This window comes from Pseudomonas oplopanacis (assembly GCF_057128725.1).
The window spans coordinates 129,915-152,031 of sequence record NZ_JBSKHV010000003.1 but is presented as its reverse complement, the minus strand read 5'-3'; the positions used below and the strand labels follow the sequence as shown (position 1 = coordinate 152,031).

Annotated in this window: 23 protein-coding genes and 1 tRNA gene; 14 read left to right on the top strand and 10 right to left on the bottom strand. The window is 59.0% G+C overall.

Features of this window, described 5'->3' with window-relative positions; translation table 11 throughout:
* Positions 1-220 precede the first annotated feature (220 nt).
* The 3 genes from ACWKV5_RS08685 to ACWKV5_RS08675 are packed head-to-tail and all read left to right on the top strand — an operon-like array spanning position 221 to position 3,649.
* Positions 221-1,519, top strand: a complete 1,299-nt coding sequence (locus ACWKV5_RS08685; RefSeq protein WP_483840956.1) for a murein hydrolase activator EnvC family protein — start codon at positions 221-223, stop codon at positions 1,517-1,519.
* A gap of 32 nt (positions 1,520-1,551) precedes the next feature.
* Positions 1,552-2,871, top strand: coding sequence for a S41 family peptidase (locus ACWKV5_RS08680; protein ID WP_483840955.1), 1,320 nt, complete (start codon positions 1,552-1,554; stop codon positions 2,869-2,871).
* 1 nt (position 2,872) lies between these two features.
* Positions 2,873-3,649: a divergent polysaccharide deacetylase family protein gene (locus ACWKV5_RS08675; RefSeq protein ID WP_483840954.1), complete on the top strand. Its 777-nt coding sequence runs from the start codon at positions 2,873-2,875 to the stop codon at positions 3,647-3,649.
* 127 nt (positions 3,650-3,776) lie between these two features.
* Here ACWKV5_RS08675 and ACWKV5_RS08670 read toward each other — a convergent pair whose 3' ends face one another.
* The 7 genes from ACWKV5_RS08670 to ACWKV5_RS08640 all read right to left on the bottom strand — a co-directional run bounded on the left by ACWKV5_RS08670 (position 3,777) and on the right by ACWKV5_RS08640 (position 9,593).
* Positions 3,777-4,532 (bottom strand): substrate-binding periplasmic protein, encoded by a 756-nt coding sequence (locus ACWKV5_RS08670; protein WP_483840953.1) that lies wholly within the window; start codon positions 4,530-4,532, stop codon positions 3,777-3,779.
* 77 nt (positions 4,533-4,609) lie between these two features.
* Positions 4,610-5,380, bottom strand: coding sequence for an imidazole glycerol phosphate synthase subunit HisF (gene hisF, locus ACWKV5_RS08665; protein ID WP_007897430.1), 771 nt, complete (start codon positions 5,378-5,380; stop codon positions 4,610-4,612).
* Positions 5,381-5,389: 9 nt separating this feature from the next.
* Positions 5,390-6,127 carry a 1-(5-phosphoribosyl)-5-[(5-phosphoribosylamino)methylideneamino]imidazole-4-carboxamide isomerase gene (gene hisA, locus ACWKV5_RS08660; protein WP_017336056.1) on the bottom strand — a complete coding sequence of 246 codons (738 nt, stop codon included), beginning with the start codon at positions 6,125-6,127 and terminating at the stop codon, positions 5,390-5,392.
* Positions 6,128-6,169: 42 nt separating this feature from the next.
* Complete coding sequence (locus tag ACWKV5_RS08655; protein ID WP_050682512.1) at positions 6,170-6,427, bottom strand: DUF2164 domain-containing protein; 258 nt, start codon at positions 6,425-6,427, stop codon at positions 6,170-6,172.
* Positions 6,428-7,066: an imidazole glycerol phosphate synthase subunit HisH gene (gene hisH, locus ACWKV5_RS08650; protein WP_310266503.1), complete on the bottom strand. Its 639-nt coding sequence runs from the start codon at positions 7,064-7,066 to the stop codon at positions 6,428-6,430.
* Positions 7,066-7,659: an imidazoleglycerol-phosphate dehydratase HisB gene (hisB, locus tag ACWKV5_RS08645; protein ID WP_003218037.1), complete on the bottom strand. Its 594-nt coding sequence runs from the start codon at positions 7,657-7,659 to the stop codon at positions 7,066-7,068. The genes hisH and hisB overlap by 1 nt, the downstream gene beginning before the upstream one ends.
* Positions 7,660-7,928: 269 nt before the next feature.
* Positions 7,929-9,593, bottom strand: coding sequence for an OFA family MFS transporter (locus ACWKV5_RS08640; protein WP_483840952.1), 1,665 nt, complete (start codon positions 9,591-9,593; stop codon positions 7,929-7,931).
* A gap of 222 nt (positions 9,594-9,815) precedes the next feature.
* Here ACWKV5_RS08640 and ACWKV5_RS08635 point away from each other — a divergent pair, with 222 nt between their 5' ends.
* The 6 genes from ACWKV5_RS08635 to ACWKV5_RS08610 all read left to right on the top strand — a co-directional run bounded on the left by ACWKV5_RS08635 (position 9,816) and on the right by ACWKV5_RS08610 (position 14,839).
* A complete protein-coding gene (locus tag ACWKV5_RS08635; protein ID WP_483840951.1) occupies positions 9,816-10,220 on the top strand; it encodes an acetyl-CoA sensor PanZ family protein in 405 nt (134 codons plus the stop codon).
* A gap of 79 nt (positions 10,221-10,299) precedes the next feature.
* A complete protein-coding gene (locus ACWKV5_RS08630) occupies positions 10,300-12,525 on the top strand; it encodes an AsmA family protein (protein WP_483840950.1) in 2,226 nt (741 codons plus the stop codon).
* Complete coding sequence (mutY, locus tag ACWKV5_RS08625) at positions 12,522-13,589, top strand: A/G-specific adenine glycosylase (protein ID WP_483840949.1); 1,068 nt, start codon at positions 12,522-12,524, stop codon at positions 13,587-13,589. The genes ACWKV5_RS08630 and mutY overlap by 4 nt, the downstream gene beginning before the upstream one ends.
* Complete coding sequence (locus ACWKV5_RS08620; RefSeq protein WP_010464608.1) at positions 13,586-13,858, top strand: oxidative damage protection protein; 273 nt, start codon at positions 13,586-13,588, stop codon at positions 13,856-13,858. The genes mutY and ACWKV5_RS08620 overlap by 4 nt, the downstream gene beginning before the upstream one ends.
* A 103-nt stretch (positions 13,859-13,961) precedes the next feature.
* Positions 13,962-14,037: transfer RNA gene (locus ACWKV5_RS08615), tRNA-Phe, on the top strand.
* A 340-nt stretch (positions 14,038-14,377) separates the two neighbouring features.
* A complete protein-coding gene (locus ACWKV5_RS08610; protein WP_483840948.1) occupies positions 14,378-14,839 on the top strand; it encodes a DUF4234 domain-containing protein in 462 nt (153 codons plus the stop codon).
* A 56-nt stretch (positions 14,840-14,895) separates the two neighbouring features.
* Here ACWKV5_RS08610 and ACWKV5_RS08605 read toward each other — a convergent pair whose 3' ends face one another.
* Entirely contained in the window at positions 14,896-15,342 is a 447-nt protein-coding gene (locus ACWKV5_RS08605; protein ID WP_483840947.1) for a carboxypeptidase regulatory-like domain-containing protein, read from the bottom strand.
* Between the two features lie 264 nt (positions 15,343-15,606).
* Between ACWKV5_RS08605 and ACWKV5_RS08600 the strand changes: the two genes are divergently transcribed.
* From ACWKV5_RS08600 to ACWKV5_RS08585, 4 genes are all read left to right on the top strand, one after another.
* A complete protein-coding gene (locus ACWKV5_RS08600; RefSeq protein ID WP_483841185.1) occupies positions 15,607-16,665 on the top strand; it encodes a PDDEXK nuclease domain-containing protein in 1,059 nt (352 codons plus the stop codon).
* Positions 16,666-16,734: 69 nt separating this feature from the next.
* Entirely contained in the window at positions 16,735-17,709 is a 975-nt protein-coding gene (locus tag ACWKV5_RS08595) for an alpha/beta hydrolase family protein (protein ID WP_483840946.1), read from the top strand.
* A 30-nt stretch (positions 17,710-17,739) separates the two neighbouring features.
* On the top strand, positions 17,740-18,156 hold the full coding sequence (locus tag ACWKV5_RS08590) for a hypothetical protein (protein ID WP_483840945.1): 417 nt from the start codon (positions 17,740-17,742) through the stop codon (positions 18,154-18,156).
* 6 nt (positions 18,157-18,162) lie between these two features.
* Positions 18,163-18,615, top strand: coding sequence for a hypothetical protein (locus ACWKV5_RS08585; protein ID WP_483840944.1), 453 nt, complete (start codon positions 18,163-18,165; stop codon positions 18,613-18,615).
* Between the two features lie 76 nt (positions 18,616-18,691).
* Here ACWKV5_RS08585 and ACWKV5_RS08580 read toward each other — a convergent pair whose 3' ends face one another.
* Entirely contained in the window at positions 18,692-19,018 is a 327-nt protein-coding gene (locus ACWKV5_RS08580) for a hypothetical protein (protein ID WP_027922187.1), read from the bottom strand.
* Between the two features lie 379 nt (positions 19,019-19,397).
* Positions 19,398-20,789 carry a GABA permease gene (gene gabP / locus ACWKV5_RS08575; RefSeq protein ID WP_027922188.1) on the bottom strand — a complete coding sequence of 464 codons (1,392 nt, stop codon included), beginning with the start codon at positions 20,787-20,789 and terminating at the stop codon, positions 19,398-19,400.
* Between the two features lie 552 nt (positions 20,790-21,341).
* Between gabP and ACWKV5_RS08570 the strand changes: the two genes are divergently transcribed.
* Positions 21,342-22,115, top strand: a complete 774-nt coding sequence (locus tag ACWKV5_RS08570; protein ID WP_483840943.1) for an ABC transporter ATP-binding protein — start codon at positions 21,342-21,344, stop codon at positions 22,113-22,115.
* Positions 22,116-22,117 lie beyond the last annotated feature (2 nt).

Genomic DNA, 22,117 nt, shown 5'->3' with positions numbered 1-22,117 from the left:
ATACCCCGTGGGAGCGAGCCTGCTCGCGAATGCGCAATGTCAGTCAACATCAACGTTGCCTGATGCACCGTATTCGCGAGCAGGCTCGCTCCCACAGTGGTTTTTGGGTGTTTTCAGGGGCAACGTTGCTCCAGTTATCACACAGCCCCAATTGGGCATTTTTTTTGCCACGCTTGGCGGGCATACTAGGCCGTCCCTTTCCCTGGTGTCGCCCGCCTCTATGCTCCGCGTCCTGATAGCCCTTGCACTGACTTGCCTGCTCCAACCGGCTTTTGCTGACGAGCGCGAGCAAACCCAACAACAGTTGGACGCCACGCGTCAGGACATTGCCGAGCTGAAAAAACTGCTGGGCAAGCTCCAGGAAGAAAAATCCGGTGTGCAGAAAGAGCTCAAAGGCACCGAGACGGAAATGGGCAAGCTCGAGAAGCAGGTCGATGCCCTGCAAAAAGAGCTGAAGAAAAGCGAATCCGAGCTGCAGCGACTCGATGCAGAGAAAAAAAAACTCCAGAGCGCGCGCACTGAACAGCAACGACTGATCGCCATTCAGGCCCGAGCGGCCTATCAGAACGGCCGTCAGGAGTACCTGAAGCTGCTGCTGAACCAGCAGAACCCGGAAAAATTCGCCCGCACCCTCACCTACTACGACTACCTGAGCCAGGCCCGCCTGGAGCAGCTGAAGAATTTCAACGAAACCCTGCGCCAATTGACCAATGTCGAAAAAGACATCGACGCCCAACAGGCGCAGTTACTGGTGCAGAAGAGCAGCCTCGACACTCAGCGTGATGAACTCGACAAAGTCCGCAAGGAACGCCAGCAAGTCCTGGCCAAGCTCAGCGACGACGTAAAGGCCCGCGACCAGAAACTGGCATCCCGCGAGCAAGATCAGGCAGACCTGTCTAAAGTCCTTAAAACCATTGAAGAAACCTTGGCTCGCCAGGCCCGTGAGGCAGAAGAAGCGCGGCAAAAAGCGCTGATCGCCCAGCAGGAAGCCGAAAAAAAGCGTTTACGTGAGGCCCAGGCGGCTGCAGACGCAGAGACCACCGACGCCCCACGCAAACCGGTTAAATCGACACCCGGCGCACTGGTTTCAAGTTCAGGCGAGACCTTTGGCGGCCCTTTCGCGTCAACTCGGGGAAAACTTCCCTGGCCGGTTGATGGTCGACTGTTGGCACGCTTCGGCGAATCCCGTGGCGACGATGCCCGCACCAAATGGGACGGCGTGATGATCAGCGCTTCCGCCGGCAGCCAGGTGCATGCCGTGCATGGCGGTCGTGTAGTGTTTGCCGACTGGTTGCGTGGCGCCGGGCTGCTGGTGATTCTCGACCACGGCAACGGTTTTTTGAGTCTTTATGGTCACAACCAGACGCTGCTCAAGTCTGCGGGTGACGTGGTAAAAGCCGGTGAGTCCATCTCCACTGTCGGTAACAGCGGCGGGCAGGACACACCAGCACTGTATTTCGCAATTCGTCAGCAGGGTCACCCGAGTGATCCGGCGCAATGGTGTCGCGCGCAAGGATAAGCACGCTACCTAATTTCAGGAGTTCGTTAGACATGCTGCATTTGTCCCGCCTTACCTCGCTGGCCCTGACGATCGCCCTGGTGATCGGCGCGCCTCTGGCGTTCGCCGCTCAACCGGCCCCGGCAGTCGCGCCTGCGGGCACTGCCGCGACGACCAAGGCACCGTTGCCGCTGGAAGAATTGCGCACCTTTGCCGAGGTCATGGACCGGATCAAAGCGGCCTATGTCGAACCAGTGGACGACAAGACCCTGCTGGAAAACGCCATCAAAGGCATGCTCAGCAACCTCGATCCGCACTCCGCCTACCTGGGCCCGGAAGACTTCGCCGAACTGCAGGAAAGCACCAGCGGTGAATTCGGTGGCCTGGGGATCGAAGTCGGCGCCGAAGACGGTTTCATCAAGGTGGTTTCGCCGATCGATGACACACCCGCCTCCAAGGCAGGCATCCAGGCCGGCGACTTCATCGTCAAGATCAACGGCCAGCCGACTCGCGGCCAGAGCATGACCGAAGCCGTGGACAAGATGCGCGGCAAGATCGGCCAGAAAATCACCCTGACCCTGGTGCGCGATGGCGGTACGCCGTTCGACGTCACCCTGGCCCGCGCGATCATTCAAGTGAAGAGCGTGAAGTCGCAGCTGCTGGAATCCGGCTACGGCTACATCCGCATTACGCAGTTCCAGGTCAAGACCGGCGAAGAGGTCTCCCAGGCCCTGGCCAAACTGCGCAAGGAAAACGGCAAGAAGCTCAACGGCATCATCCTCGACCTGCGTAACAACCCGGGTGGCGTGCTGCAGTCCGCAGTGGAAGTGGTCGATCACTTCATCAAGAAGGGCCTGATCGTCTACACCAAAGGCCGTATCGCCAATTCCGAGCTGCGCTTCTCCGCGACCGGCAAGGACGAAAGCGAAGCCGTGCCAATGGTCGTGCTGATCAACGGCGGCAGTGCCTCGGCGTCCGAGATTGTGGCCGGTGCCTTGCAGGATCAGAAGCGCGCGGTGCTGATGGGCACCACCAGTTTCGGCAAGGGCTCGGTGCAAACCGTGCTGCCGCTGAACAACGACCGCGCACTGAAGATCACCACTGCGTTGTACTTCACGCCGAACGGCCGCTCGATTCAGGCCCAGGGCATCGTTCCGGACATCGAAGTGCGCAAGGCCAAGATCACCAACGAGCAGGACAGCGAGTACTTCAAGGAAGCCGACCTGCAAGGTCACCTGGGCAATGGCAACGGCGGTGCCGACAAGCCGACCAGTTCCAGCGGCAAACCCAAGGCCATGCCGCAGGATGATGATTACCAGTTGGCCCAGGCCTTGAGCCTGCTCAAAGGGTTGAGCATCACGTCCGGCCGCTGAGATGTTTCAGCGGTTTATCCTGGGTTTATTGCTCTGCCTGGCGGGTGTTGCTCACGCAGCCCCCGTCGACACGGCCCCTCAAAAAGCTTATCTCAGCCTGATCATCGATGACCTGGGGCAGAACCTGCCCCGGGATCGCCGCGTGCTGGCCCTGCCCGGCCCGGTGACCACGGCGATCATGCCTGACACACCCCACGCCACCGAGTTCGCGCGCGAAGCCCATCGCGCCGGCAAAATCGTCATCCTGCACATGCCCATGGACCCGGCCAACGGCCCGTTTGCCTGGCACCCCGAATTGCCCATTGAAGAACTTGAGAAACGTCTGAACGCGGCATTCAAGGTCGTGCCCTACACCGCGGGCATCAACAACCATATGGGCAGCCGCATGACCGCACAGCAACCGGCCATGGCCTGGTTGATGGCGGACTTGCAGCAACGCCACAAATTCTTCGTCGACAGCCGTACCAGCGCGCAAACCGTCGCTGCTGCCGAGGCGCAGAAAATCGGGTTGGCGAGTGTTTCGCGGGATGTGTTCCTGGATGACGAACGCACCGAGGCGGCCATCTTCACGCAACTACAGACGGCGATCAGCCTGGCGCGAAAACAGGGTTCAGCGGTGATGATCGGGCATCCTTATCCGCAGACACTGGCGGTGCTGGAGCGCGAGTTGCCGAAGCTGAAGGCTCAAGGAATTGAGTGGATTGATATCAAGCAGATGATCAGTGTGCGGGGTAACCGCGCGACGGCGGCCCATGGCAAGGATGGCGTCTACCGCTGAGCCGCTACCCTAATAAAACCTGTGGGAGCGAGCCTGCTCGCGAAAGCGGTATGTCAGCCAACAATGATGTCGACTGACACGCCCTCATCGCGAGCAGGCTCACTCCCACATTTTTGATCAATGGGTATCAGAGATACCGCGCCATGATCTCGTCCACCTTGCCTTCCTTACGCAACTGATCCAGCGCGGCCTGAAGCTTGGCGACCATCTCGTCCGGCACGTCTTTGTTCAACGCCAGATACAACTCGGCGCTGTTGAAGCGCAACACGGTTTTCAGACCATTCACGCCTTCCTGTCGCGCCAGGTAACGCCCGGCCGGGTCACCGGTGGCCCACAAGTCGATCTGGCCGCTAACCAACTTCTTCGCGTTGTCCTGATCGCGCAGCACCACGATCGGATTCAATCCCTGCTTGCCCAGCGTCTCGGCAATCGCATCACCTTTGTACGCGCCAATCTTGTATTTGCGCGCGTCATCCAGCGTTTCAAGGCTGATCTTGCTGTCAGCCTTGGCCAGCATGATCCAGTCATCCGGGCCAATCGGGCCAACCCACTTGAAGAGCTTCTCGCGGTCGGGCAAACGCGCCATCACGAACACGCCGTAACCGGGCTTTTCCAACGCGAGTTTGTAGATTCGCTCCCAAGGGAAACGTAGCGTCAGGCTGTAAGTGATGTCGGCACGTTTGAACATCTCGCGGACGATGTCGACGGCGATGCCGTTGATGTTCTCGTCTTGAGCGAAGTTTTTGCCGTTCTTCGCCATGTTGTACGGCGGGAAGTTTTCCGTCAGCAACACCATGTCAGTGTCGGGACTTTCTGCGGCACGCGCTCCGCTGATAAACAACAGAGAGGCGCTGGCGAGGACAAGAAGAAGGCGTTTGAGCATGTCTGGCTACCGAAATCCATGGCGTACCCAAGAGTGCCTTGAGCCCGCCATGATGTCCACTGGCCTGTATCGTTTGTTTAGCGCATCACGATGCCGCGATGGGCCATGTAGGCCTTGGCTTCCTGCACGGTGTATTCGCCGAAGTGGAAAATACTCGCCGCGAGTACCGCGCTGGCGTGGCCTTCGAGGATGCCGTCGGCCAAGTGCTGCAGGTTGCCGACGCCGCCAGAGGCGATCACCGGAATGCCCAGCGCATCGCTGATGGCGCGTGTCACGCCCAGGTCGAAGCCGTTTTTCATGCCGTCCTGGTCCATGCTGGTCAGCAGGATTTCGCCGGCACCAAGGCCTTCCATTTTCTTCGCCCATTCAACAGCGTCGAGGCCGGTAGGCTTGCGGCCGCCATGGGTGAAGATTTCCCAGCGCGGGGTTTCGCCCGGGCCGGAGACCTTCTTCGCATCGATGGCAACCACGATGCACTGCGAACCGAAATGCTGCGCCGCCTCGCCCACAAATTCCGGATTGAACACCGCAGCGGTGTTGATCGAAACCTTGTCCGCGCCGGCATTCAGCAAGTTGCGAATGTCCTGCACGGTGCGCACGCCACCACCCACGGTCAGCGGGATGAACACCTGGCTGGCCATGCGCTCGACGGTATGCAACGTGGTATCGCGACCGTCGACGCTGGCAGTGATGTCGAGAAAGGTAATCTCGTCAGCGCCCTGCTCGTCGTAACGACGGGCGATTTCCACCGGGTCACCGGCGTCGCGAATGTTCTCGAACTTCACACCTTTGACGACCCGGCCGTTGTCCACGTCCAGGCAAGGGATGATGCGTTTGGCCAGCGCCATGGTCAGTCCTCAGCCTTTGTACGAATCGCAGAAAGCTTGCGCTTCAGCGACGTCGAGGGTGCCTTCGTAGATCGCCCGGCCGGTGATCGCGCCGATGATGCCTGGCGCCTTGGCGTCGAGCAGCGACTTGATGTCACCGAGGTTGTGAATACCACCGGAAGCGATCACCGGAATGCGCGTGGCAGCGGCCAGCGCGGCGGTGAACGGTACGTTGCAGCCCTGCATCATGCCGTCTTTGGCGATGTCGGTATAAACGATCGCGGACACGCCGTCGGCTTCGAATTGCTTGGCCAGGTCGATCACCTGAACGGTGCTGATTTCAGCCCAGCCGTCGGTGGCGACAAAACCATCCTTGGCATCCAGGCCGACAATCACTTTGCCCGGAAACGCGCGGCAAGCTTCAGCGACGAAGGCCGGGTCCTTCACGGCTTTGGTGCCGATGATCACGTAGCTCACGCCGGCCTTGACGTAGTGCTCGATGGTTTCCAGCGAGCGGATACCGCCGCCGATCTGGATCGGCAGGTTCGGGTAGCGCTTGGCGATGGCGGTGACCACTTCGCCATTGACTGGCTGGCCTTCGAAAGCGCCGTTCAGGTCGACCAGATGCAAACGACGGCAACCGCCCTCCACCCACTTGGCAGCCATGCTCACCGGGTCATCGGAGAACACTGTGGAATCTTCCATGCGGCCCTGGCGCAGACGAACACAGGCACCGTCTTTGAGATCGATAGCGGGAATAATCAGCATCTGGCAAACCTTCAAATTCGAGTATTCAGCTTCGCTCGGAAATCAGTTTTTCTCGAGCGCCCACAAGTCGCTTTCGATGCTTTCGAACCTCTCTTTGAGGTGCGTCTGCACATCGAAAATCGCCCTGTTGTAATAGTGCGGAGCAATTTCACGGGTAAACAGCTCAAGGATTTCGGCCGCTTCGAACGAACCCAGGTCCAGTTCGAAGCGATCCTCCATGAAGCGTTTGATCTTCTGGTTGGCCTCGTTCTCCTGTTCAGGAGTGAGGGTCAGGATCGGTGGCTTCTTCTTGACGGCCATTTACCAGCGACCATCCCACGCGGCGAAGTTCTGCAGTAATTGCAGGCCGTGGGTATGGCTCTTCTCCGGGTGGAACTGCACGGCGAAACGCGAGCCATCGGCCAGCGCCGCGGCGAAATCGACACCGTAGTGACCGCCGCCCACCACCTGCCGCGCATTGCCGGCAGCGATGTAGTAGCTGTGCACGAAGTAGAAACGCGCCAGGTCCGGAATGTTGTGCCACAGCGGATGCGTGACCGTCTGCTTCACTTCGTTCCAGCCCATGTGCGGGACTTTCAAGTGTTCGCCGTCTTCATGCAGGTCTTTGCCGAAGAACTTCACCGCGCCGGGGAACAGGCCGATGCAGTCGACACCGTCGTTCTCTTCACTGCTGTCGAGCAAGGCTTGCATGCCCACGCAGATGCCGAGGAACGGGCGGTCCTGGCTGACTTCTCGCACCAGCGAGTCGAAGCCCAGGCGACGGATCTCCGCCATGCAATCGCGAATCGCGCCGACGCCGGGAAACACCACCCGGTCGGCTTCGCGTATCACGTCGGCATCGCTGGTGATCAGGACCTTGCCGGCACCGACGTGCTCGAGGGCCTTGGCCACCGAGTGCAGGTTGCCCATGCCGTAATCGATAACCGCGACCGTCTGCATTACAGAACGCCTTTGGTCGACGGCATCTGACCGGCCATGCGGTCATCGAGCTCAACGGCCATGCGCAGGGCGCGGCCGAAAGCCTTGAACACGGTTTCGATCTGGTGGTGGGTGTTGGTGCCACGCAGGTTGTCGATGTGCAGGCTGACCAGCGCGTGGTTGACGAAGCCCTGGAAGAATTCCTGGAACAGGTCAACGTCGAAACCACCGACGGTAGCGCGGGTATACGGCACATGCATCTGCAGGCCTGGGCGGCCGGAGAAGTCGATCACCACGCGCGACAGCGCTTCATCGAGCGGCACGTAGGCGTGGCCGTAGCGACGGATGCCTTTCTTGTCGCCGATGGCTTTGGCGAAGGCCTGACCCAGGGTGATACCGACGTCTTCCACTGTGTGGTGGTCGTCGATATGCAGGTCGCCCTTGCTGACAATATCCAGGTCGATCAGCCCGTGACGGGCGATCTGGTCCAGCATGTGCTCAAGAAAAGGAACACCGATATCAAATCGGGCCTTTCCGGTGCCATCCAGGTTGATCGAGGCTTTGATCTGGGTTTCCAGAGTGTCGCGCTCGACTGACGCCTTACGTTCGGCCATCACCAGCTCCGCAAAATCATTGGGCGAAAAAGGCAGCCATTATAGGCACGCGACGCCGAAACAGAAACACGAGAGGTGATATCGCTGACGGACAGAACCCCGTGTTGTCGGGGATAGACATGTCCATACAAGCCATTTGCACACACCACAAAACAAATGTGGGAGCGAGCCTGCTCGCGAAGTGGCCGTCACATTCAACATCTCTGTCGACTGTCAGACCGCATTCGCGAGCAGGCTCGCTCCCACAAGGGGTGATGCGTTTACTTAACTTAGTGGAACAACACTGCGGTCTTTTGCAGAGTCACCCAAACACCCCACGCCAACGGAATACCCACCACCAGCCATGCAGCCACCGCCAACGGCTTGGTGCCCGGCGCAGCTTTCCACTCCAGCACGGTGCTGCTGTCAGCACCTTTGTCGTGGCCCAGCGCCTGTTCGGCAGCCAGTTCAGCGTCGGTCATGAAGTACTTGTCAGCCACTGGACGCACCAGCAGGTTGCACAGGAAACCCAGCACCAGCAGGCCGGCGAGGATGTACAAGGTGATGTCATAAGCGGCGGCGCGTTCAACGCCGATGCTCAGCTGATACTCACGCAGGTAGTTCACCAACACCGGACCCAACACGCCCGCCGCTGCCCATGCCGTCAACAGACGACCGTGGATCGCGCCGACCATTTGCGTACCGAACAGGTCCGCCAGATACGCCGGGACCGTCGCAAAACCACCGCCGTACATCGACAGGATGATGCAGAACGCCGCCACGAACAGCGCAACGCTGCCCAGATGACCAAGGTTTGGAATCAGTCCATACAGGGCAAAGCCCAGGGCGAAGAATACGAAATAGGTGTTTTTGCGACCCAGGTAGTCCGAGAACGAGGCCCAGAAGAACCGGCCACCGATGTTAAACAGGCTCAGCAAACCGGTGAAGCCGGCAGCAATCGCCGCAATCGAAGCCAGTTGCCCGGCGTCCAGTTGACCGAATGGCAGGTCCACGCCGATCAATTTGCCGCCGAACACTTCCTGCAACAGCGGCGACGCCATGCCGAGAATGCCGATACCGGCGGACACATTCAGGCACAGCACCAGCCACACCAGACGGAACTGCGGAGTTTTCCACGCCACATTCACGTGAACGTGACGGTGAGTGATCATCGCATTCGAGGCTTTTTTCGCCGGAGCGGTCCAGCCCTCAGGCTTCCAGCCAGTTGGCGGAACGCGGTAGGACAGTGCGCCACCGATCATGAACACGAAGTAGATCGCGGCCATCACCAGGAAGCTCTGCCATACGCCCACGCTTTCTGCCGAAGCGAAATGGCCCATAAGGGCTGCGGCCAGCGGAGCACCGACCATCGCGCCACCACCGAAACCCATGATCGCCATGCCGGTCGCCATGCCGCGCTTGTCCGGGAACCATTTGATCAGCGTCGAAACCGGCGAGATATAGCCCAACCCAAGGCCGATACCGCCAATGACCCCGGAGCCGACCCACATCAGCCAAATCTGGTGGGTATAGATCCCCAGCGCCGAAATCAGCAGACCACCGCACCAGCACAGCGCCGATACAACACCAGCCTTGCGCGGCCCGGCGTGTTCCAGCCAGCCGCCCCAGATCGCTGCCGAGCAGCCGAGGAAGATGAAGAACAGGGTGTAGATCCAGCCGAGCATCGAGATCGGCCAGTCGCATTGCGAGGAGAAAACCTGCGAGATGAAGCTCATGTCCGGCGCACAAGCCACCGGCTTGGTCACGCCCAAGGCTTTGGACAGTGGCAACCAGAACACCGAAAAGCCGTAGGCCATGCCGATGCAAAGGTGGATGGCCAACGCAGCCGGTGGTACCAGCCAACGGTTGAAACCGGGCTTGGCGATGATCCGTTCCTTGGACAGGAACGCAGGCTGGCCGGCGTTGAGGCCGTCCGCCGTGATGCTCGTAGTCATTGTGTATCCCCCAATTATTAGTAGGGTTCGCCAGCCACTCCTCACCCCCGACCTTTATGCGCACGCATGACCGTTTTGTTGGGTGAAGTGCCTTTTTGTGCGACATCTGGTCGCAGCGGGACGGACGAACGGGCAAAGGTTACCATTTGCACGTGACAGAAAAACCAAACTGATATCACCTTTTGTAAGTCATCTGTTCTCGTACCTCTTTTAGGAGACGCCATGCCGATCATTGTCGAACCGCTGAACGAGGTCACTTATCAGGATCAGCAGGATCTGCAAAAAATTTACCGCGACGCTCCAGACTGGCTGTACGCCCCGTTTTCCGGGGATGTACAGCTGATCGAAAGCTGTTTGCGGGACGGTTCGCTGATCGCCGGACGCTTCAATGATCGGCTGCTGGGCGCCGCGCGTTTGCAACGGCACCCGGACGTTTGGCACTTGTCCCAACTTTGCGTACGAAAAATTACCCGGCGCCGTGGCGTCGCCGAGCGTCTGGTGAACGAAGCGCAGAAAATGGCCTCTGAATCCGGCGCCACCCTGCGCCTGCTGGCTCCCGCCGGGCATCTTGAAGCTCAGGCCCTGGCAGCCAAGCTGAAACTGCCGCTGGATGTACTGCCCGCGTGATCGCCTGACCGGTCGTCCGCTGCGGAGCGCTATACTCCCCGGCTAAATTTCGAATTCGACTAACTACAAGGACTCGCCCATGAAAGCGTTCGGCAAAATCCTGGGTCTGGTGCTTCTCGGGCTGTTGCTGATCATTGTGGCGCTGGGCTTTGCCCTGACCCACCTCTTCGATCCCAACGACTATAAAGACGAGATTCGCCAGATTGCCCGCGACAAGGCCCACATCGAGCTGACGCTCAATGGCGACATCGGCTGGAGCCTGTTCCCGTGGCTGGGCCTGGAGTTGCACGACGCCAGTGTCGCGACCCTGGTCAAGCCGACCGAGCCGTTCGCCGACTTGCAGATGCTTGGCCTGTCAGTGCGCGTGTTGCCGCTGCTGCGCCGCGAAGTGCAAATGAGCGATGTCCGCGTCGAAGGCCTGAACCTGCGCCTGACCCGCGACAAGGACGGCCATGGCAACTGGCAGGACGTCGGCAAGGTCCCGGCGCCAGCCACTTCGGCCACGACTCCGGCGACGCTTGGCGAACCCGCACCAGAAGCCACCGTTCAAGTGGAAAAGCCGCCTCAGCCCGCTCGCCTGGACATCGACAGCCTGACCGTCAATAACGCCCGCGTTGAGTACAACGACGAGCAGACGGGCAAGCAGTTCAGCGCCGAGAGCATTCAGCTCAGCACCGGCCCGGTCCACGACTCGACCAATATTCCCGTCAAACTCACCGCGTTCCTCGGCACCAATCAACCGGTCCTGCGGGTGCGCACCGAGCTCAATGGCGAGCTGCGTTTCGAACGCGCCTTGCAGCGCTACAAGTTTGAAGACATGAAACTGTCCGGCGAAGTCGCGGGTGATCCGCTGCAGGGCAAGACCATGACCTTCGCCGCTCAAGGGCAATTGCTGCTGGATAAAGCGGCGAACGTCGCCGAATGGACCGGCATCAAGATTTCCGCCAACCAACTGCGTGCACTGGGTGAACTCAAGGTCAACGACCTCGACAAGACTCCGCAGATCAGTGGCGGCATTTCGATTGCCCAGTTCGACCTGGCGAAATTTGTCGACAGCATCGGCCAGAAATTGCCGGCGATGGCCGAAGGCAGCCTGAGCAACGTCGAACTGGCCAGCCGTGTGGCCGGCACACCGACCAGCGTGTCGTTCGACAACATCAACCTGAAAATCGACGGCAGCACCTTCAGCGGCCGCATCGCTGTCGAAGACTTTGCCAAGCAATCGCTACGCGCAGCCCTCAAGGCTGACACGTTCAACGTCGATCGTTATCTGCCACCGAAATCCGCCGAAGCCAACAGTGCGACACAAGTGCGTCAGGCCGAAGTCGCCAGCACCGAGGCCGACGCCATGGCCGGCGCAGGCAGCACACCGCTGCCGGAGTCGCCGACCAAGACAGCGTGGAGCACCGAACGCCTGTTGCCGGTCGAGCGCTTGAGCAAACTCGACGTGGACGCCGACCTGACCTTTGGCCAGTTGACCCTCGACAAGCTGCCGATCAACAACGCAGCGCTCAAGGCCAGCGGCCAGGGCGGCCTGCTGACCCTGGAGAACCTGCGCGGCGATCTGTACGAGGGCAACTTCGAAGCCAAGGGCACCCTCGATGTGCGCCAGGAGGTTCCTGCGCTGAACATGCAGACGCGCATCAGCAAAGTGCCGGTGGAAAAAATCCTCGAAAGCCAAGGCAAGAATCCACCGGTCAAAGGCCTGGTGACACTCAACAGTGCGCTGACCGGCAGCGGCAACAGCCAGAAAGCGCTGATCGACAGCCTCAACGGTACCGCCAGTTTCGTCATCAACAACGGCGTGCTGCTCAATGCCAACCTTGAACAACAGCTGTGCAAAGGCATCGCCACCCTGAACCGCAAAACCCTCAGCGGCGAGCCGCGGGGCAAGGACACTCCGTTCCAGGAACTCAAGGGCAACCTGACCTTCCGTAACGGCGTGGCCAGCAACCCGGACCTGAAAGTGCGCATTCCGGGCATGACCGTGAATGGCGACGGCGACGTCGACCTGCGCGTGCTGGGCATGGATTACCGCGTCGGCATCATCGTCGAAGGCGACACCAGCGCCATGCCGGACCCGGCCTGCCAGGTCGGCGACAAGTTTGTCGGTGTCGAGTGGCCGCTGCGTTGCCGGGGTCCGCTGGAGCTCGGCGCCAAGGCCTGCCGTCTGGATAACGAACGCATGGGTCAGGTCGCGAGCAAAATGGCCGGCGACAAGATCAGCGAAAAAATCGACGAGAAGCTGGGCGACAAGGTCAGTCCTGAATTGAAAAACGCATTGAAGGGGCTGTTCAAGCGATGAGATCCGAGCAGTTTTCAACGGCGGTGCTGGATTGGTACGACCGCCACGGCCGCCACGATTTGCCTTGGCAACAGGGCATCACGCCGTATCGGGTGTGGGTCTCGGAAATCATGTTGCAGCAAACCCAGGTCAGCACCGTGTTGAATTACTTCGACCGCTTCATGGCTTCGTTGCCAACGGTCGAAGCCCTGGCCGCTGCGCCGGAAGACGAAGTGCTGCACCTGTGGACCGGCCTCGGTTATTACACCCGCGCACGCAATCTGCAGAAGACCGCAAAAATTGTCGTCGCTGAATACGGCGGCGAATTTCCTCGCGATGTTGAAAAACTGGTTGAACTGCCGGGCATCGGCCTGTCCACGGCCGGCGCCATCGCCAGCCTGAGCATGGGCCTGCGGGCACCGATCCTCGATGGCAACGTTAAACGCGTCCTGGCGCGCTTTACTGCGCAAGAGGGTTATCCGGGGGAGCCGAAGGTCGCCAAACAGCTGTGGGCGAACGCTGAGCGCTTTACGCCGCATGATCGGGTCAACGCCTACACCCAGGCGATGATGGATCTGGGCGCCACGCTGTGTACGCGCAGCAAGCCGAGTTGCCTGCTCTGCCCGCTGGAAAAGGGCTGCGAAGCGCACATGCTCGGCCTCGAAACCCGCTACCCCATCCCCAAACCGCGTAAAACCGTGCCACAGAAGCGCACGCTGATGCCGATGCTCGCCAACGGGGAAGGCGCGATTTTGCTTTACCGCCGGCCTTCCACGGGCCTGTGGGGCGGTCTGTGGAGTTTGCCGGAGCTCGATGACCTCGACGACCTGCAACATCTGGCCGCGCAGCACTCACTGGAACTGGGCAGCCAACAGGCACTGCCAAGCCTTGTGCATACGTTCAGCCATTTCCAATTGTCCATCGAACCCTGGCTGGTCCATGTCCAGGAGGCCGGCCATCACGTGGCCGAGGCCGACTGGCTCTGGTATAACCTCGCCACCCCGCCGCGCCTGGGCCTTGCCGCCCCGGTCAAAACCTTGCTCGAACGCGCGGCCGCCGTATTGAACGCAGGAGAGTCGTCATGACCCGCACCATCATGTGCCGCAAGTACAAAGAAGAATTGCCCGCCCTCGAACGCGCTCCCTTCCCGGGCGCCAAAGGCCAGGACATTTTTGACCACGTCTCGGCCAAGGCCTGGGCCGACTGGCAAAAGCACCAGACCCTGCTGATCAACGAAAAGCGCCTGAACATGATGAACGCCGAAGACCGCAAATATCTTCAGGGCGAGATGGACAAGTACTTCTCCGGCGAGGAATACGCCAAGGCTGACGGCTACGTGCCGCCGGCTGAATAATCCCGATTTCTCGGGGGTCGGATCGTAAGCGACGGTAATAATTAAATTTTTTTTGAAAACTTTCTTGACGACCCCCTGAAAAACCAGTTTAATGCGCCCCGTTGCCCAGATAGCTCAGTCGGTAGAGCAGGGGATTGAAAATCCCCGTGTCGGCGGTTCGATTCCGTCTCTGGGCACCAAATACCGAAAACCCTGAATCGCAAGATTCAGGGTTTTTTTATGCCTGCGATTTGATAACCGCCTCTGAAACCTGCAGTGCATCCCCCCTGAAAAACAAATCCACCTTTATTGCTCTGGCTCGATGATGGCTCCGTGCTATTATTTTTTCCGTTACATGGAAGACGACCTACATTGATCCCGATGCCCCCGCATCCGAATCAGTCGATACAGGATCGAGACAGCGCATGGAGTGCGTGCTTTTTCACCCCCTCCCCGCAAAACACTGCCCTCCCCTGCTGGACATATGTAGCCAGTCTTGCAAGCACGTCCTCCTCTCGAAATCCTGAACATGGAACAGTTATGTCTGACATCAATGAACTCAAAGACAAGATCAACACTAAAACCTTGAATATGGTTTTGCTGTCGGCCGCAACCGTTGGGCTGTACCTGTTGCTGTGGCTGGTCAGAACCAATCAGAAAATCAGCGAAACCACCAAAATCAAACTGGTCGACAACACCTACATCATCTGGCTGGCCGTCTGCCTTGGCTGGAGCGGCGCTTTGTCCAATTCGGGTGAGGTACTGTTCGATGCGCTGTCCGGCATTCTGATCATTGCCTCCAACGCGCTGTACATCGTCTGGGCGTTCAAAGCCAAGAATGCCTTGTCGGAATATGCCCTCAGCGAACACAAAATCGATCTGCGGATGAACGCGTTCTACACGTTCTTCCTGAACGTTTTCTACATCAACTACTGCATCAACGACCTGCCTGAAGAGCAACGCAAGCAACTGATCCTGCGTGGCTCGACGACACAAGCCTGATTCAGGGTAATGGACGGGCAGCCCCCAGTGGCCGCCCGTCTGATCTGTAGCCTTCCTTATTCACTACTGTTCCAGTGGAACACCAGATTCCTCGCGCCAGCACTGCCTATATCCGTCGTGTCACGTTTCGCTTCACCGTTGCGCGTTGCCACGACCGTGTACTTGCCGGCAGGTAATTGGATGTAAACCAGAGGACCCGCCTGACTCAGCGTCAGCACCGGCCCTTTAGCGTTCTGGACCAGCAACTGCACGTCCGGAATGTATTCGTCTTGCGGACCGACCGAGAAGGTCATGTGCAGGTTGTAGCCAGTCGTTTGCTGGATGGCTTTGGCCTCATCCTCGCCGATACCACCGGAGAGGTAAGAAATCCCGTTTTGTTCCTGCCGCTGAACTTGCACGCCAGTAGCATCGACCGGGTCGAGACTGGCGCCATTCAACATCGCTGGAAACGCCAGGACACCGACAGCAACAAGGGACAACATGAATGCATGGACGTGTTTCATGATGACGACTCCCGGGCTCCTCAGAACCCTCTCATCCCCTTGAGTTTTGATTTCCCAGACGCCGTTCCGGTTTTAGATTGATTTGATCTTGGGTTCACTGCGAAACGGACTACACCCTGTATTCCACAAATACGTCCTGTCATGGGCTGGGTCCTGCAAAACGTATCCGGCATTTCCTTCCGGATTAGCAGCGGCGTACTGCATCGCTACCCCATGCGCTCTGGGCATCCTCTTTCGCTTGCTTCTCCAGCCGCGGAAGACTTCATGACCCTCGTCCGAACCGATGACACGCAACACCGACAACTCACCTCATTGGTGGACAACCTTGGCGAACTGATCCGTCAGGCACGCCTTAAAGCGCTGCGAGCGGTCGATACGGCTCAAGTGCAAACCTGCTGGCAGATCGGGCGGCATATTGTCGAATTCGAGCAGGAGGGGGCTCGTAGGGCTGGTTATGGGAAGCAGTTGTTGGCGACGTTGGCCAAAGCCCTGACTGCCGAGTTTGGGAAAGGTTTTGACGCGTCCAACCTTCGCTATATGCGCCAGTTCTATCAAGCCTTCCCGATTTGTGACGCACTGCGTCACGAATTGAGCTGGACCCACTACCGAAGGCTTCTGCGCGTCGACAACGACCATGCTCGTCATTGGTACATGAACGAGTCAGCCCTTCAGAATTGGTCGAGTCGCGCTCTGGAGCGCCAGATAAACACGCTGTATTACGAACGTCTGCTGGCAAGTCGCGACCGGTCCGCTGTCAGGGAGGAAGCCGCCAACAATATTCAGGAAATGGTCTGTAACCCAAGAGACTTCATTCGGGATCAGGTTGTGCTGGAGTTTCTAGGCCTGCCCAATGCGGGCCTGATCCTGGAAACCGAACTCGAACAGGCATTGATCAACCACCTTCAGAGCTTCTTGCTCGAACTGGGTAAAGGCTTCGCCTTCATCGCCCGTCAGCAACGCATCAGTACCGACAGCAAAGACTTTTACATCGACCTGGTGTTTTACAACTACCTGCTCAAGTGCTTTGTGATCTTCGATCTGAAGCGCGGCGAACTGACCTATCAGGATATTGGCCAGATGGATATGTACGTACGCATGTACGACGAACTCCGGCGTGGACCGGAGGACGGGCCGACTGTCGGCATCATCCTCTGCGCAAAAAAAGATGAATCAGTGGTGCGCTTTTCGGTACTGGAGGGCCATGAGCAACTGTTCGCCAGCAAGTACAAACTGGTGTTACCGAGTGAAGAGGAACTTCGAGCAGAGCTGGACCGGGAACGGACCCTGCTTGAGGAGCGGCTGCTCAATCCGAAGCGCCGATAGACATGGGCGGATTGTCCACAAACACCATCAAGACTATCGTTGGCACCTACGCGCAAAGGTACGTCACCGATGAATTTCAAGGACACGCCTGCTCTGGCCCCGACTCAGATCGAGCTGCCATTGCCTGCCACCCCACCCGGCGCTCCCTTCAAGGAGACCGCCGCAGACGGCTTCATCCTCGGTGGCTTCACCTGGCGGCACACCTCGCCAGACCCGGCCCGCCCCGTCGTGATCATCAACGCCGCGACCTCGGTTCGCTGCCGCCACTACTCACGTTTCGCTGATTACCTGTTCGCCAACGGGTTCGATGTCATCACCTACGATTATCGGGGCATTGGCGAATCTCGTCCCGCCTCGCTCAAAAACCTCGACGCTTCATGGACCGACTGGGGCGCGCTGGACTTTGAGGCGATGCTCAAGCGCGCTGAGCGTGAATTCCCGGGGCAGCCCATCGATGTCGTTGCCCACAGCTTTGGCGGCTGTGCAGCGGGGCTGGGGGCGTCCGGACATGTCATTCGACGGATGGTGACGGTCGGCGCGCAATTCGCTTACTGGCGCGACTATGCCCCCGCCCATCGCTGGCGGATGTTCGGCAAGTGGCACGTGCTGATGCCGTTGATGACGATGCTCCACGGCTACTTCCCCGGCAAGCGCCTCGGCTGGCTGGAGGACACGCCCGCCGGCGTGGTTCGTGACTGGAGCACGCCTACCGACCGCTTTGAAACACGCCCCAGCGGTCGGCGCCTGCATCGCGGAACCGGTCAATTACCCTTCGAACGCGTCAGCGCAAACATCCTCGCGATCAGCGTCAGCGACGATCCTTACGGTACGATTTCGGCCATTGAACGCCTGCTCGGCTACTTCACTCACAGCACCCGCACCCACCTGCGAATCACCCCGCAAGACATCGGCGAAGAAGAAGTCGGACATTTCGCCTTTTTTCGCAGCGCATACCAAGCCACACTATGGCCCATTGCATTGTCCTGGCTGCAATACGCCGAACTGGCCCCCGACACACCCGGGCGGCGAGTCCCGCGCAGCTGAGCCCTCTCAACACATTACGGAACGACGTCCATGGCCTCCGCCAACAAGCAGAACAAACGCGCCACCCGCGCCAAAGCCAAGGCCAAGCAGAACCGCACCCAACGTGCCGCTGCGCCGGTCGAGCTGGACCCGAACGACGATCGCATCGACTTCGAATCGGTGGACCTGACCGAGTTGTTCAAGAAAATGATCGACGCCGAAAAGACCAGCCAGCAAGCGATGTGCGTGGCATTCCTGGAAGACCCGCTGCTGGAATTGGTCTATGAACAGGAAGGCGAAGAAGGCGCGATGGACTTCATCCTCGCCGCGCTGATCGAGTACCGCCAATGGTCAACCGAAGTCGGTGAGGCCGGCGCCCTGGCGTGGATCGAATCACCAGCCTTCCAGGCTGACTATGTCGCAGCGTCCGATATCATCGCCGCGCAAACCCAACAGAAAGCAAACTGAGCTCCCATGGCATCCCTGAACAAGCAACAGAAACGCGCCAAGCGCGCAAAGGCCAAAGCCAAGCAAATCAACATCCACGGCCGCAAACCCGCCGCGCTGGACGATGACCTGGACGAAATCGGCGAGCCGATCCCGGAATACACCCTGGCGATGTTCAGCAAGATGCACGACGCCGAAGCCATCAGCCGCAGCGACATGCTTCAGGTCCTGCTGTCGGATCTCGCCGGCATCATCAGCGACCATCCAGACTTGCTGGACATGGAAAACGCCGACAACGAAGCCATGGCCGCCACCCACCTGGCCGCCGACATGCTGCTCGACTACCGCATGTGGGCTGATGGCATGGACCGGGAAACGGCTCAGGCCTGGCTGACCGATCCGCAGTTCATCACCGACTTCGGTAATGCGCTGGACAGCTATCGTCAGACGCTGGATGCGCAGGAAGAAAAGAGCGAATAAACGCGTTTGGCAGAAACAAAAAACGGCCGCTCGTCATCACTGACAGCAGCCGTTTTTTACGCCTTCAAACCAACAATCAGGCAGCAACACCTTCCAGACGCGGGATATCAAAGCCGAGCTTGGCACTGGCATAGCCCAGTTCGCCTTTGGCGATGGACTGAGCCTTGTAACCGTCATTGATCAGGTCCTTCACGTACAGCTTGTTGTAGATGAACATGAACACGAGGTTGCTGAGGCTGAAGGTGAAGCAGGCCACAACGAACATGATCGCTGCCCACTTGAAGTCGCCACGGAACAAGGCCGGGAAAAAGCCAAAGAAAAATACGGTCCACGAGAAGCCGATTGGCGCTTCTTTCATGGCACCGGTATTCGGGTTTTTGAACACAACCGATGTAAACGCCATGCCTGTCTCCTTGATGCCCCAATGGGTTGGCTGAATGGCCGGGCTAGCTCCATGCAACGCTGATCTGATCTACCGCTTGAACGGCAGGCACACGCAAATGCATCTGTGAACACACCGCAGATGAAGGAGCAGGCAAGAAAGGGTCGGGGGGCTTTTAGCCGCAAAGGCTGAGGGCGTCGAACAATCCGTGTCCTGAAACTCCATCGCATCCCGTAACAGCGGGATACACATTCGACGCAAAGGCTACTATCTTGCCATCATCGTGTCTATCCGCTTACTACCCAATAAAGCACTTGAAGAAAGGCAAAAAAACGACCGCGATCATCTCTGATGGCGGTCGTTTCGGTGTTTCAACATCAATTGGCTCGAGTCAGATCTCTCAGCGCGCCAAGGCTGCGCTCAGCTTCTCATTGTGACGACGGCGAGCCACCAGCACGCCTGCCGCGACTACCAAAAGCGCCAGCAGGCCGGTCGCGAGAATCTCTACGCGATGGGCTTCCTGGAACAACATGATGGTCAGGGCCGCCACGATGAAGATGATCACCGCGTAGGTCAGGCCCGGGAACAGCCACATGCTGAAGGCGATTTTCTCACCGCGAGCCATGCGCTGTTTACGCATGCGCAGTTGCGAAATGGCGATCACCAGGTACACCAGCAGGGCGATGGCGCCGGAGCTGGCCAGCAGGAATTCGAACACCGCGGCCGGGGCCACGTAGTTGGCGAATACCGCGAGGAATGCAGCGCCGGTGGACAGCATGACGGCCCAGTACGGGGTGCCGCTCTTGTTGGTGCGCTGGGAAACGGCCGGTGCATCACCGCGCTTGCCCAGGGAGAACATCATGCGCGAGGCGGTGTACAGCGCCGAGTTCAGGCAGCTGGTCACAGCAACCAGAACCACGATGTCGACGATCAGCTTGGCATTCGGGATGCCCATGCGCTCAAGCACAGTCTGGTACGAACCAACGCTGGCCAGGATCGGGTCGTTCCATGGCACCAGGGCCACAACGATGAAAATCGATACGAGGTAGAACAAGCCGATCCGCCAGATCACCGAATTGGTGGCCTTGGAGATTTGCTGACCAGGGTTCTTCGATTCCGCGGCCGCGATGGTCACGATCTCGGTGCCCATGAAGGAGAACATGGTGGTCAGGATCGCGCCCAGTACCGCGCCCATGCCGTTTGGCAGGAAGCCTTGGGTGTCGAACAGGTGCGAAACGCCGCTGACCTGGCTGCTTGGCAAGAAGCCGAAGATAGCCATAACGCCGAGGGCGATGAAACCGATGATCGCCACAACCTTGATCAGGGCGAACCAGAATTCGAACTCACCGTAGTTTTTAACGCTGAACAGGTTAGTCACCGTCAGCAGCAGGGTGATGATCAGCGTGAAAGCCCAGATCGCCACGTTCGGGAACCAGGCGTGCAGGATGGTTGCGGCGGCGTTGGCTTCCAGCGGGATAACCAAGACCCAGAACCACCAGTACAACCAGCCGATGGTGAAACCGGCCCAGTGACCGATCGCGCGATCGGCATACGTCGAGAAGGAGCCGGTGTCCGGCGAGGCAACGGCCATTTCGCCGAGCATGCGCATCACCAATACGACCAGCATGCCGGCGGCGGCGTAAGCCAGCAGCACGGCCGGGCCTGCGGCGGCGATGGCGTGACCCGAGCCTACGAACAAGCCGGCGCCGATTACCCCGGCAATCGACAGCATGGTCACATGACGCGGTTTGAGCCCCTGTTCGAGGCCATTGGAGCTTGGGGTACTGCTCATTGAAACTACCTTTGTAAGGAAAAGCGAATGCGTGCATCCCGCCTCAATTTCTTTCTCGTAAAAAGAAACCAACGGGGCGTTCTGGATTCTGTACGCAATAATTGCGCCAAAATGTTTCAAAGCCGTCTACCACGGCGATCTCATCCAGACCGGACAGTCATCGCAACCCATTGAAAATAATGGCACTTTGCCAAAGCGTTACCCTGCGACCCACTTTCAAGAACGAATCTGCGCACCGGAAACACACCCGGAAAATGCTAGACGCACAATAAAAGTGCAGAACAGGAACGTTTGGCCGGTTAGCGCTTCCAACACCCCGCCAAAGCTGGCAACATCGCGCCTTTTTTTACGCGACACCCGCCGGGCAACTGGTTCAAACGGCTGTTCGGTTGATAGCAGCGCGACAGTCTGCTGTAGCGATGCGACAACCTGCCACGTCACGTCCGTTTACCGCCCGCCGCGCTGTTGGCTGCCATTCAAACGCTATGCTAGCTTGGCCGCCTCGCCAGGAAGGCTGCCAACAGCAGGAGCAAAACACTATGAGGAACGCACATGGCTGAGGCCGCGCCCGCGCTTGAAATCCGCAACTTGCACAAACGCTACGGACAGCTTGAGGTGCTCAAAGGCATCTCGCTGACCGCCCGCGACGGCGACGTGATCTCGATCCTGGGTTCTTCCGGTTCCGGCAAGTCCACGTTCCTGCGTTGCATCAATCTGCTGGAAAACCCGCACCAGGGTCAGATCCTGGTGGCTGGCGAAGAACTCAAACTCAAGGCCGCGAAGAATGGCGAACTGGTCGCTGCCGATGGCAAGCAGATCAACCGCCTGCGCAGCGAGATTGGTTTTGTGTTTCAAAACTTTAATCTCTGGCCGCACATGAGCGTGCTCGACAACATCATCGAAGCGCCGCGTCGCGTGCTCGGTCAAAGCAAAGCCGAAGCCATCGAAGTCGCCGAAGCCTTGCTGGCCAAGGTCGGCATCGCCGACAAGCGCCACGCCTACCCGGCGCAATTGTCCGGTGGCCAGCAACAACGCGCGGCCATCGCCCGCACGTTGGCGATGCAACCCAAGGTGATCCTGTTCGACGAGCCGACTTCCGCCCTTGACCCGGAAATGGTCCAGGAAGTACTTAATGTCATCCGCGCACTGGCTGAAGAAGGCCGCACCATGTTGCTCGTGACCCATGAAATGGGCTTTGCCCGTCAGGTCTCCAGCGAAGTGGTGTTCCTCCACCAGGGCCTGGTAGAAGAGCAAGGATCGCCACAGCAGGTGTTCGACAACCCGCTTTCGGCGCGCTGCAAACAATTCATGTCCAGCAACCGCTAACG

Coding starts and splice junctions, on each gene's coding strand:
- hisB (WP_003218037.1), bottom strand. CDS start 7,659: ATGGCCGAACGTAAGGCGTCAGTCGAGCGCGACACTCTGGAAACCCAG.
- mutY (WP_483840949.1), top strand. CDS start 12,522: ATGAGATCCGAGCAGTTTTCAACGGCGGTGCTGGATTGGTACGACCGC.
- ACWKV5_RS08570 (WP_483840943.1), top strand. CDS start 21,342: ATGGCTGAGGCCGCGCCCGCGCTTGAAATCCGCAACTTGCACAAACGC.
- ACWKV5_RS08680 (WP_483840955.1), top strand. CDS start 1,552: ATGCTGCATTTGTCCCGCCTTACCTCGCTGGCCCTGACGATCGCCCTG.
- ACWKV5_RS08585 (WP_483840944.1), top strand. CDS start 18,163: ATGGCATCCCTGAACAAGCAACAGAAACGCGCCAAGCGCGCAAAGGCC.
- ACWKV5_RS08670 (WP_483840953.1), bottom strand. CDS start 4,532: ATGCTCAAACGCCTTCTTCTTGTCCTCGCCAGCGCCTCTCTGTTGTTT.
- ACWKV5_RS08605 (WP_483840947.1), bottom strand. CDS start 15,342: ATGAAACACGTCCATGCATTCATGTTGTCCCTTGTTGCTGTCGGTGTC.
- ACWKV5_RS08580 (WP_027922187.1), bottom strand. CDS start 19,018: ATGGCGTTTACATCGGTTGTGTTCAAAAACCCGAATACCGGTGCCATG.
- ACWKV5_RS08675 (WP_483840954.1), top strand. CDS start 2,873: ATGTTTCAGCGGTTTATCCTGGGTTTATTGCTCTGCCTGGCGGGTGTT.
- ACWKV5_RS08685 (WP_483840956.1), top strand. CDS start 221: ATGCTCCGCGTCCTGATAGCCCTTGCACTGACTTGCCTGCTCCAACCG.
- ACWKV5_RS08620 (WP_010464608.1), top strand. CDS start 13,586: ATGACCCGCACCATCATGTGCCGCAAGTACAAAGAAGAATTGCCCGCC.
- ACWKV5_RS08600 (WP_483841185.1), top strand. CDS start 15,607: ATGACCCTCGTCCGAACCGATGACACGCAACACCGACAACTCACCTCA.
- ACWKV5_RS08630 (WP_483840950.1), top strand. CDS start 10,300: ATGAAAGCGTTCGGCAAAATCCTGGGTCTGGTGCTTCTCGGGCTGTTG.
- gabP (WP_027922188.1), bottom strand. CDS start 20,789: ATGAGCAGTACCCCAAGCTCCAATGGCCTCGAACAGGGGCTCAAACCG.
- ACWKV5_RS08640 (WP_483840952.1), bottom strand. CDS start 9,593: ATGACTACGAGCATCACGGCGGACGGCCTCAACGCCGGCCAGCCTGCG.
- ACWKV5_RS08595 (WP_483840946.1), top strand. CDS start 16,735: ATGAATTTCAAGGACACGCCTGCTCTGGCCCCGACTCAGATCGAGCTG.
- hisF (WP_007897430.1), bottom strand. CDS start 5,380: ATGGCGCTGGCCAAACGCATCATCCCTTGCCTGGACGTGGACAACGGC.
- hisA (WP_017336056.1), bottom strand. CDS start 6,127: ATGCTGATTATTCCCGCTATCGATCTCAAAGACGGTGCCTGTGTTCGT.
- ACWKV5_RS08610 (WP_483840948.1), top strand. CDS start 14,378: ATGTCTGACATCAATGAACTCAAAGACAAGATCAACACTAAAACCTTG.
- ACWKV5_RS08635 (WP_483840951.1), top strand. CDS start 9,816: ATGCCGATCATTGTCGAACCGCTGAACGAGGTCACTTATCAGGATCAG.
- ACWKV5_RS08590 (WP_483840945.1), top strand. CDS start 17,740: ATGGCCTCCGCCAACAAGCAGAACAAACGCGCCACCCGCGCCAAAGCC.
- hisH (WP_310266503.1), bottom strand. CDS start 7,066: ATGCAGACGGTCGCGGTTATCGATTACGGCATGGGCAACCTGCACTCG.
- ACWKV5_RS08655 (WP_050682512.1), bottom strand. CDS start 6,427: ATGGCCGTCAAGAAGAAGCCACCGATCCTGACCCTCACTCCTGAACAG.